General features: G+C 63.9%; 9 protein-coding genes. 8 read left to right on the top strand and 1 reads right to left on the bottom strand.

Annotated features, from left to right (window positions below):
* Positions 1-62 precede the first annotated feature (62 nt).
* From ptsP to clpB, 5 genes are all read left to right on the top strand, one after another.
* A complete protein-coding gene (gene ptsP / locus ACN0TK_RS01970) occupies positions 63-2,330 on the top strand; it encodes a phosphoenolpyruvate--protein phosphotransferase (protein ID WP_417307749.1) in 2,268 nt (755 codons plus the stop codon).
* Between the two features lie 93 nt (positions 2,331-2,423).
* Positions 2,424-3,494 carry a peptide chain release factor 1 gene (gene prfA, locus ACN0TK_RS01975; protein WP_417307750.1) on the top strand — a complete coding sequence of 357 codons (1,071 nt, stop codon included), beginning with the start codon at positions 2,424-2,426 and terminating at the stop codon, positions 3,492-3,494.
* Positions 3,495-3,527: 33 nt separating this feature from the next.
* The gene (gene prmC / locus ACN0TK_RS01980; RefSeq protein WP_417307751.1) at positions 3,528-4,358 is read left to right on the top strand and encodes a peptide chain release factor N(5)-glutamine methyltransferase; all 831 of its coding nucleotides are present in this window, start codon (positions 3,528-3,530) and stop codon (positions 4,356-4,358) included.
* A gap of 400 nt (positions 4,359-4,758) precedes the next feature.
* A complete protein-coding gene (locus ACN0TK_RS01985) occupies positions 4,759-5,481 on the top strand; it encodes a DUF4167 domain-containing protein (RefSeq protein WP_417307752.1) in 723 nt (240 codons plus the stop codon).
* 175 nt (positions 5,482-5,656) lie between these two features.
* On the top strand, positions 5,657-8,272 hold the full coding sequence (gene clpB, locus ACN0TK_RS01990) for an ATP-dependent chaperone ClpB (protein ID WP_417307753.1): 2,616 nt from the start codon (positions 5,657-5,659) through the stop codon (positions 8,270-8,272).
* 137 nt (positions 8,273-8,409) lie between these two features.
* On the opposite strand, the gene ACN0TK_RS01995 is transcribed toward clpB, so the two are convergent.
* Positions 8,410-8,829: a DUF1801 domain-containing protein gene (locus ACN0TK_RS01995; RefSeq protein WP_417307754.1), complete on the bottom strand. Its 420-nt coding sequence runs from the start codon at positions 8,827-8,829 to the stop codon at positions 8,410-8,412.
* A gap of 203 nt (positions 8,830-9,032) precedes the next feature.
* Here ACN0TK_RS01995 and ACN0TK_RS02000 point away from each other — a divergent pair, with 203 nt between their 5' ends.
* From ACN0TK_RS02000 to ACN0TK_RS02010, 3 genes are all read left to right on the top strand, one after another.
* Positions 9,033-9,479, top strand: coding sequence for a hypothetical protein (locus tag ACN0TK_RS02000; RefSeq protein WP_417307755.1), 447 nt, complete (start codon positions 9,033-9,035; stop codon positions 9,477-9,479).
* Between the two features lie 103 nt (positions 9,480-9,582).
* The gene (locus ACN0TK_RS02005) at positions 9,583-9,927 is read left to right on the top strand and encodes a VOC family protein (protein WP_417307756.1); all 345 of its coding nucleotides are present in this window, start codon (positions 9,583-9,585) and stop codon (positions 9,925-9,927) included.
* Between the two features lie 73 nt (positions 9,928-10,000).
* Positions 10,001-10,372: MFS transporter (locus ACN0TK_RS02010; protein WP_417307757.1), on the top strand; the 372-nt coding region annotated here is incomplete at its 3' end.

Genomic DNA, 10,372 nt, shown 5'->3' on the forward strand with positions numbered 1-10,372 from the left:
TCGCTTCGCGAAGCTTCGCGTCGCCCGGGCGAAGGGCGGCTGAAGGTCGCCAGGCGGGTAATATGGCCATAGCGACCAGCGGGCCGCGCTTATTGTTGCGGCAGTTGCGAGAGACGATGGCGGAGCCTTTGGCTTCCCAGGCCCGTCTCGACAAGATCGTTACGCTCATCGCCGACAATATGCGCGCCGACGCGTGCTCGTTTTACGTGTTGCGTGACGATGGCGCGCTGGAGCTGTTCGCCAATCGCGGCTTCAATCCCGAAGCCGTGCATATGACGACGCTGCGGCTCGGCGAAGGCCTCGTCGGCCTCATCGCCAAGCAGGCCGAATTCCTCAGCCTCAACAACGCCTCCAGCCATCCCGCCTTCGCCTATCGGCCGGAAACGGGCGAAGAGGCATTCCTCGCCTTCCTCGGTGTGCCGGTCTTGCGCGCCGGACAGACGCTCGGCGTACTCGTCGTGCAAAGTCACGACGCGCGGGTGTTCGGCGAAGACGAGATCGAGGCCATGCTGACGACGGCGACCTTGCTCGCCGAAATGATGTCGACGGCCGATTTTGAGGCGCTGATCAAGCCGGGTCAGGATATCGACCTCAGGCGCCCGCGCTCCTTTTCTGTCACCGGATTTTCCGACGGCGTGGCGCTCGGCCATGTCGTCCTGCACGACCCGCGTGTCGTCGTCAGCAATTTCGTCGCCGAGGATACCGAGGTCGAAATCGGGCGACTCGGGGATGCGCTGAACAAGCTTCGGCTGTCGATCGACAACATGCTCAACCGCGGCGACATGGTGCCGTTCTCCGATCACCGCGAGATCCTCGAAAGCTACCGCATGTTCGCGCATGACCGGGGCTGGGTGGATCGACTCAATGAGGCGATCAACAACGGGTTGACCGCCGAGGCCGCGGTCGAGCGGGTCCAGAACGACACCCGCGCGCGGATGATGCGGTCGACCGATCCCTACATCAAGGATCGGCTGCACGATCTCGACGACCTCGCCAACCGGCTGCTGCGCATGCTGACGGGGGACGGCAATACGGCCGGCAAAAAGCCGCTGCCTGAAAATGCCATCCTCGTTGCGCGCAACATGGGCCCGGCGGAACTGCTCGAATACGACCGGACGCGGCTGCGCGCCGTGGTGCTGGAAGAGGGCGCGGCCATCTCGCATGTGGCGATCGTTGCCAAGTCGCTGGGGCTGGTTGCCGTCGGGCAGGCCGAAAACATCGTGTCCATGTCGGAATCGGGCGACGACATCATCGTCGACGGCACCGCCAATTCCGTGCATCTGAGGCCGGCGCCGGACATGGTGCAGGTCTATGTCGACAAGGTGCGTCTCAACGCCAAGCGGCGGGCGCATTATCTCGAACTCAAGGACAAGCCCTCAATAACCCGCGACGGGGTCGAGGTGCAGCTGTATCATAACTCCGGTCTGGTCGCCGATCTGCCCATGCTGCAGGACACCGGGGCGGCCGGCGTTGGCCTGTTCCGCACCGAACTGCAGTTCATGATCGCTTCGCGCCTGCCACGGCTCGAAGAGCAGGTGGCACTGTACAGCGAGGCCATCCGGCTCAGCGAAGGCAAGCCGATCGTCTTCCGCCTGCTCGATATCGGCGGCGACAAGGTGATCCCCTATCTCAGGGCCGCGGCCGAGGAAAACCCGGCCATGGGCTTTCGTTCGCTGCGGCTGGCGCTCGAGCGGCAGGGCCTGCTGCGCATTCAGATCCGCGCCCTGCTGCGCGCCGCCAATGGCGGGCCGATGCGCATTCTGGTGCCGATGGTCACCGACGCATGGGAGTTCCGCAAGGCGCGCGATGTGGTGATGCTGGAACTGGAGCGGCTCAGGCACGAGGGGCGCCCCGTTCCGTCGGATCTCAAGCTTGGCGCCATGATCGAGGTGCCCTCGCTGCTGTGGGAGCTCGACCAGGTGCTGCCCGATGCCGATTTCGTCTCGATCGGCTCCAACGATCTGGTGATGTTCCTCACCGCTGCCGATCGCGGCAACAAGCGCGTCGCCAAGAGCTATGATCCGATCGCCTTGCCGCGCATGCGGGCGCTCAAGCACATCGTCGACATGGCGCGGCGCTACAATGTGCCCCTTACCATGTGCGGCGAACTCGCCGGGCGCACGGTTGAGGCACTGGCGCTGCTGTCGATCGGCATGACGCGGCTGTCGATGAGCCCGCCGTCCATCGGTCCGATCAGGGAAATGGTGCTTGGGCTGGAGTTGGAGCCGGTGCGCAGATCGGTCTCGGCGGCCCTGCTCGAAGGCGCCAGCGGCGTCGATATCCGGGCGCTGCTGCTCGAATGGGCCGACCGGCAGGGCCTGGTGATCTAGTCTCACCGCAAAGTCTCATGTATTTCGAAGCCGGACCGCGCTCTCGCGGCCCGGATAATGGCGCCGGTCCGACCGGCAAAAGGATAGATTACTTTGGCGAGCCTACCGCAGGACAAGCTGGATGCCCTGACCAAGCGCTTCGACTATGTCGAGGCGGCCTTGTCGGCCGGACCGTCGGCGGACGAGTTCGTGAAACTGAGCAAGGAATATGCGGAGCTGGAGCCGATCGTGCGGCCGATCCAGGGCTATCGCAAGCTGCTTGACGATCTCGAGGCGGCCGAAGGCCTGCTGAAATCACCGGACAAGGAAATGGCCGAAATGGCCGAAGCCGAGATCGAAGAGCTCAAACCGCAGATCGAGCAGGCGGTGGACGCGATCCGGATCCTGCTGCTGCCGCGCGATGCCGCCGACGACAAGAGCGTCATTCTCGAGATTCGTGCCGGCACGGGCGGTGACGAGGCGGCACTGTTCGCGGGCGATCTACTGCGCATGTATCAGCGCTATGCGGATCTGCAGGGCTGGAAATTCGCGGTGCTCGAAGACAGCGCGGGGGAAGCCGGGGGCTACAAGGAAGTGGTCGCCAATATCTCGGGGAAGGGCGCCTATGCACGGCTGAAGTTCGAAAGCGGTGTACATCGGGTGCAGCGCGTGCCGGCCACCGAAGCCTCGGGTCGCATCCATACCTCGGCGGCGACAGTGGCCGTGCTGCCGGAAGTCGAAGATATCGACATCGACATCCGGCCCGAAGATATCCGCATCGACACCATGCGGTCGTCGGGCGCTGGCGGCCAGCACGTGAACACGACCGACTCCGCCGTGCGCATCACCCATATCCCGTCGGGCATCGTGGTGATCGCCAGCCAGAAGAGCCAGCATCAGAACCGCGCAACGGCAATGAAAGTGCTGCAGGCGCGGTTGTTCGAGGAGCAGCAGGACGCGCGCGATTCCGCCCGGTCGGAGGCCCGCAAGGCCCAGATCGGTTCAGGCGATCGCTCCGAGCGCATCCGCACCTACAATTTTCCGCAAGGCCGGGTGACCGACCATCGGATCAATCTTACATTGTACAAATTGGACAAGGTGATCACGGGGGATGCGCTCGACGAACTGATCTCGGCGCTGATCACCGAAAACCAGGCAGCGCAGCTGGCTGCGATGGAGGGGTAACTGACGCTCACGGTAGGGGCGGCATGGAGGGAAGTGCGCGATCTGTTCCGGCAGGCGCAGATGCCGACACCCGAGCTTGATGCGCGGTTGCTGGCCGAGGGCGCTTTTGCCATGCGGCGGCTGGAGCTGATCAATCGTGAGCGCGAACCGGTGCCGCAGGACGGGCTCGAGCGGCTGCGCAGTTTCGGCGAGCGGCGTTTGCGGGGCGAGCCGGTGGCGCGAATCCTCGGTGCCAAGGAGTTCTGGGGGCTCGAATTCTCACTTAATGCGGCCACCCTGGTGCCTCGACCCGAAACCGAACTGCTGGTGGAGCGCGGCCGGTCTTTGGTCAGCGGCCTCGAGGATGTCTCGATCCTCGATCTGGGCACCGGCACTGGCTGCATTCCGATAGCGTTGCTCTACGAACTGCCCCAGGCACAGGCCCTGGCCATCGATATTGCCGAACAGGCGCTCGAGGCTGCGCAGGCCAATGCCGAACGGCATGGTGTCGCCGCGCGCTTTCGCAGCCGGCACGGTTCATGGTTTTCGCCGCTGGCGCCGGGGGAAAAGTTCGACCTGATCATCTCCAACCCGCCCTACATCGAGACCGAGGTCATCGGCACGCTGTCCGAAGAGGTGAAAACCTTCGATCCTGCCCGGGCGCTCGACGGCGGGGCGGACGGGCTCACCGCCTATCGTGAGATCGCGGCAGACGCGGCGCGCTTTTTGAAGCCGACAGGCGTGCTGCTGCTCGAAATCGGGGCGGGGCAGGGCGCCGCCGTGACGCAGATCCTGCGTGAGGGCGGCTACGACAATATCGCGGTCGAAGTCGATTTGTCGGGGCACCAGCGCATGGTCGTGGCCTTCCCCGACGATCCGCAATAGGGGCTTGTAAACAGTCCTCAGTATTTTCTGCTTGGAAAAGCAGGCCGAAGCATATAGTTTGCACATGCTGTCAGCGGCGCATGAAGTTGTGCGTCATGGAGACGGCCACCCGCCCATCTGCAAGGCTGCTTTTCGCAGGCCTCGAAACCCGGACGAGGAACCGGGCGACGTGATGGGCCACAAGTGGTTCAAACCCGAACAGCTCATTGACCTCCGCCGGAACTGTGATTTCCCGGTCTGTGGGGTGTGATGAACAGAACCCGGTATCGCGTGCGCATGGCGAGCGGTGACCGGAGTTGCGACAACGACGGATTCGTGCCCGACAGGGGGCCACTGCTACGGCGGTCCGATAGGTCGATGTTGCCTTTGGTGTTGATTTCCCAAGGTTCGTAAAGAGACGATGAGACCTAACCAGCAGAACAACAAGAACCGCTCCCGCGGCCGCAACAACAATGGCGGGCGCAAGCATGTCAATCCGCTGAGCCGGAACTACGAGAGTAATGGCCCGGACGTGAAGGTGCGCGGCAACGCCGCCCATGTCGCGGAAAAATACATGCAGTTGGCGCGTGACGCGCAGGCGTCCGGCGACAGCGTGATGGCAGAAAACTATCTGCAGCACGCGGAGCATTATTTCCGTATCGTTTCAGCCGCCCAGCCGCAGCAGCGCGACCAGAATGGTCAGGTGAGCGCGCAGGAGGACGAGGACGACGATTTCCCGCCCATCAACGACCGCTTTTCGATGCCGGAGCGCCCGAGCTACAATTCGCAGGGCAACCAGCCGCAGCAGTCGGGTCAGGACAATTCCGGCAACGACCGTTCGGGCAATGATCGCGGTGGCAACCGGGGCAACAACCAGAGCGCCGAGAGCAATGACGAGGCCGCCCGCGCTGAGAGCAAGCCTGAACAGGCTGCTGCGCCTGCCGCGACTGCCGCCAAGGGCGATGCTGGTGGTGACGAGCAGCAGCAGGCCGAGGGCGAGGCCCGGCCGCGCCGCGAGCGTCGGCCCCGCCGCCGTCGCGTGACCGCAGAAGCCGGTGCGCCATCGGATCCAGCCAATGCGCCGCAGCCCGAGGTTGGCGAACTGCCCTCCTTCATCACTGCTGGCAATCCGGCCGCCGAATAGGCCGACGCCGAGCGACAATTTTCGAAGGTCGGGACAGGGTCCCGGCCTTTTTTTTCGTTTCCCGTTTCCCATATCTGACAGGAACGCCACGGGCGCCGCCAAGCGGGCCAGGGCAAATAACGCGTCAGGCGGCGCTCCCGTGCTTCGGGCGGTGTGCCGTGCAAAGGAGAGACGAATGGATATCGAGAAATACACAGAGCGTGCGCGCGGCTTCATCCAGAATGCGCAGCAGCTGGCTCTGGGAAGCGGCCACCAGCAGTTCGCGCCGCTGCACCTGCTCAAGGTGTTGCTGGACGATGACGAGGGCATGGCTGGCAATCTGATCACCATGGCCGGCGGCGATGCGCGCATGGCGCGGGCCGAGACCGAGGCAGCGCTTGCCAAGATTCCGAAAGTGTCCGGCGACGGCAGTCAGCTCTATCTGAGCCGCGAGCTGGCACGGGTGTTCGACACGGCCGAAAAGGCGATGCAGAAGGCCGGCGATTCCTTCGTGACCGTCGAGCGCCTGTTGCTGGCGCTCGTGGTCGAAAAGGACATCGACGCGGGCAAGATCCTGGCGACCGCCGGGCTCACCCCACAGGCGCTGAACGACGCCATCAATGAAATCCGCAAGGGCCGCACGGCCGATTCGGCTTCGGCCGAAAGCCAGTACGATGCGCTGAAAAAATATGCGCTCGACCTGACGGCGCAGGCCCGCGAGGGCAAGCTCGATCCGGTCATTGGCCGCGATGAGGAGATCCGTCGCGCCGTGCAGGTGCTCAGCCGCCGCACCAAAAACAATCCGGTGCTGATCGGCGAGCCTGGCGTCGGCAAGACCGCCATTGTCGAAGGTCTGGCGATCCGTATCGTCAACGGCGATGTGCCGGACAGCCTCAAGAACAAGGCGCTGCTGTCGCTCGACATGGGCGCCTTGATCGCCGGTGCGAAATATCGCGGCGAGTTCGAGGAACGGCTGAAGGCGGTTCTGTCCGAAATCGGCGCCGCGGATGGCAAGGTGATCCTGTTCATCGACGAGATGCACACGCTGGTCGGCGCGGGCAAGACGGATGGCGCAATGGATGCGTCCAACCTGCTCAAGCCTGCCCTGGCGCGCGGCGAGCTGCATTGCGTGGGCGCCACGACGCTCGACGAATATCGCAAGCATGTCGAAAAGGACGCCGCCTTGGCGCGCCGGTTCCAGCCTGTGTTCGTCGACGAGCCGACGGTCGAGGATACGATCTCGATCCTGCGCGGGCTGAAGGAGAAGTACGAGCTGCATCACGGCATCCGGATTTCGGACAGTGCCCTTGTTGCCGCTTCGACGCTCTCAAAGCGCTATATCGCGGACCGCTTCCTGCCCGACAAGGCGATCGACCTGATCGACGAGGCGGCGGCGCGACTGCGCATGGCGGCCGAATCGAAGCCCGAGGCACTGGACGAACTCGATCGGCGCATCATGCAGCTGAAGATCGAGCGCGAAGCGCTGGGCAAGGAATCGGATGAGGGCTCGAAGACCCGGCTTGGCCGGCTCGAACAGGAGCTCGCCGATCTCGAGGACGAGGCCGGGGCGCTCAATGCGCGCTGGCAGAACGAGAAGGAGCGCATGCAGGGCAGTCAGAAGCTCAAGGAAGAGCTCGACAAGGCGCGCACCGATCTCGAACTGGCGCAGCGGCAGGGCGATCTCGCCAAGGCGGGCGAGCTGGCCTATGGCGTGATTCCCGATCTTGAACGGCGGATTACCAATGCCGACGATCCGGATGAAGACAACGACGTCGCAAATCCGATGGTCGAGGAAGTGGTGCAGCCCACCCATATCGCCCAGGTCGTCAGCCGCTGGACCGGTATCCCGGTCGATCGCATGCTGGAAGGCGAGCGGGAAAAGCTGCTGGCCATGGAAACCGAGCTCGCCAAGCGCGTGATCGGTCAGGACGAAGCCGTCGAGGCCGTTGCCAAGGCGGTCCGGCGTGCCCGTGCGGGCCTGCAGGATCCGAACCGGCCGATCGGCTCGTTCATGTTCCTTGGGCCGACGGGTGTCGGCAAGACCGAACTGACCAAGACGCTGGCGTCCTTCCTGTTCGACGACGAGAGCGCCATGGTGCGCATCGACATGAGCGAGTTCATGGAGAAGCACTCGGTGTCGCGGCTGATCGGCGCCCCTCCGGGCTATGTCGGCTACGATGAGGGTGGTGTGCTCACCGAAGCGGTGCGGCGCCGGCCCTATCAGGTCATCCTGTTCGACGAGATCGAGAAGGCGCATCCGGATGTGTTCAATGTCCTGTTGCAGGTCCTCGACGACGGTCGGCTGACCGACGGGCAGGGCCGCACGGTCGACTTCCGCAACACGATGCTGATCATGACCTCCAATCTGGGGTCGGAATATCTGGTGTCGCTGGGTGAAGGCGAGTCGGTCGAGGACGTGCGCGGCAAGGTGCTGGATGTGGTGAAAGCCTCGTTCCGTCCCGAGTTCCTCAACCGGATCGACGACATCATCGTCTTCCACCGGCTGGAGCGGGATCACATGGGCGCCATCGTCGATATCCAGCTCAGCCGTCTGCGGCAGCTGCTGGCCGAGCGCGAGATCGATCTCGAGCTCACCGATGCCGGCCGTGAATGGTTGAGCAACGAAGGCTACGACCCGGCCTATGGCGCGCGGCCGCTGAAGCGGGTGATCCAGCGCGAGGTGCAGGATCGTCTCGCCGAGGAGATTCTCGGTGGCACCATCGCCGACGGCCAGACCGTGGTGGTCGATGCCGGCGAGGATGGGCTGACGGTCCGCCCCGCTAATGCCGATGGGCAGGCCGAAGCGGCCTGACGCCAAGCCAAGAACAGTCTCAGCGGGCCGGGAGCAATTCCGGCCCGTTTTTCATGCGCACGATTCGCACCATGTCTTCTGTTCCACAAACCGAACGAGGGGCAGGACGATCGGGCCCAAGTGCTGATCGCGAAGCGCTATTTCCAGCGGTGGTATGTCAGCGTCGCGGCAATGCAGTGGCGCAGCGGCGCCTCGGGCAGCGGTGCGTCGGCCGCAAGCACCAGGGCGCGGTTGCCCTCGAAACCGAAGGTATCGGCATAGTGGGTGCGAAACAGCTCGACCAGGCTGGTTTGGCAATTGACGAAAATGGCGCAGTTCTCGGGCGCGGTCCTGGTGACGCCGAGGCGGAGCGTCGTGCCGGAGCGGCTCGCGTCCGTGAGATAAGCCGGCTCGCCCCATTTCAGCGTCTCGCTCAGTGGCCCGACGCCCTCGGTCTCGGCCGCAACCGAAAACACCATGTCGCGCAGCGCCAACAGCCGGCTCCGCGTCGCTTGCGGAAACGCGTCGAACGCCGCAGCCACATGTTCCGGCATCGGCGGGATATTTGTTTCAGCCACGCATGTGTCCTTTGAATTGTGCAATTCGCCCTGGCGGCGTCAGCCCATCAGTGTGCTGCGCTTACGGGCGTCACGACGGTCCCCCCATCTATCCCGGCAAATAACCGGTTTTGCAAAGGCGCGCGATTACGCATTATGCTCTAGCACGCGCACGGCTGACGGATTGCGCGCTCTCGAAGGCAGATCCGGCCGACGATTGCCTGATGCCTGCTTTCACACAGCAGATGGAGGCAGAGATGACGTCATGTCTTTCGGTCGCAATGCTCGCTGGTACGGCACTCTTGCTGTCCGCCGGCTCCGCTCTGGCTCAGGCCGGAGTCTGGCAATGCGAATACGGTACCCGCAATGTATATCGGCAGGATGCGCATGCGGTAGCATATCAGGCGATGTTCAACGTCTATCCGAACGGGTACGTCGAAGCGCAGGGCATCACGGCCACGGGTGAACAGTTCACCGGTTCCGGCCAATGGTCGCTGACCAATGACGGCGGCAACTACGCCTTTTCGGTCCGGGGGCAACGCACAGATGCGATTCTCGGCAGCTCGATCCTGGTGTTCGATTCCAACATGATCAGCGACTATGCGATGCTGCTCAATGTGACCTTCCCGACCGGCGACATCGTCGCCAGCTCCTGCCAGCGGATGCAATAGCTGGCTGCCAGTTCACCGGCGGATGGCTATTGGCGTCGCGCTGGCTTGCAGCAAACTGCGTTGTCGACTAGAACAAACAAAGAACAAAACTCAGGGGGCAAGCATGGCAGTTTTCACAATCGACTATTTTGAGCTGCAGTCCACGGACCTGTCGGCGAGCAAAGGCTTTTTCGGCGATGCCTTCGGGTTCGGGCACACCGACTATGGGCCCGGTTACAGCGAGATCACCGAGGCCGGGATTCTCGGCGGTCTCAATGCCGAGCCGGAAGAGGGCGTCGCGACCTCGGTCATCGGCATTCGCACCGATGACATCGCCGCCGGCGAAGCCGCCATCACCGCTGCCGGCGGCACCATCGTCATCCCGACCTATGACTATCCCGGCGGGCAGCGGCTGTTCTTTCGCGAACCCGGTGGCGCGGTGCTGATGCTGTATTGTCCCAGCGCCTAGGCGGCGCAGGCGGGTCCGGTCAGGGCGTATTAGTGCACTATCGATCCGCACGCGCCGCGACTATCGTCGCGACATGACCGAGACCCAAAGCGCCGCGCCGTTCTGTCCAGCCAACCGGCGCATCTATGTGCTGGTGGCGGCCGTGCTGGCCTCCTCGATGGCCTTTATCGACAGTTCGGTGCTGTCGATCGCGACGCCGGCGATCCGCACCGATCTGGGGGCCAGCCTCAGCGACGTGCAATGGATCTCCAATGCCTATCTGTTGCTGCTCGCGTCATTGCTGCTGATCGGCGGCGCGGTGGGCGACCGGTTCGGACTGAGGCGTATTTTCGGGCTGGGCATTGCCGTGTTCGTCGGCGCCTCCATGCTGTGTGCACTGGCGCCGACGCCGGTCTTCCTGATTGCGGCGCGCGCACTGCAAGGCGCGGGTGCGGCGCTGATGGTG

Origin of the sequence: Devosia sp. (genome assembly GCF_048261455.1) — a bacterium.
Classification (GTDB): domain Bacteria; phylum Pseudomonadota; class Alphaproteobacteria; order Rhizobiales; family Devosiaceae; genus Devosia_A.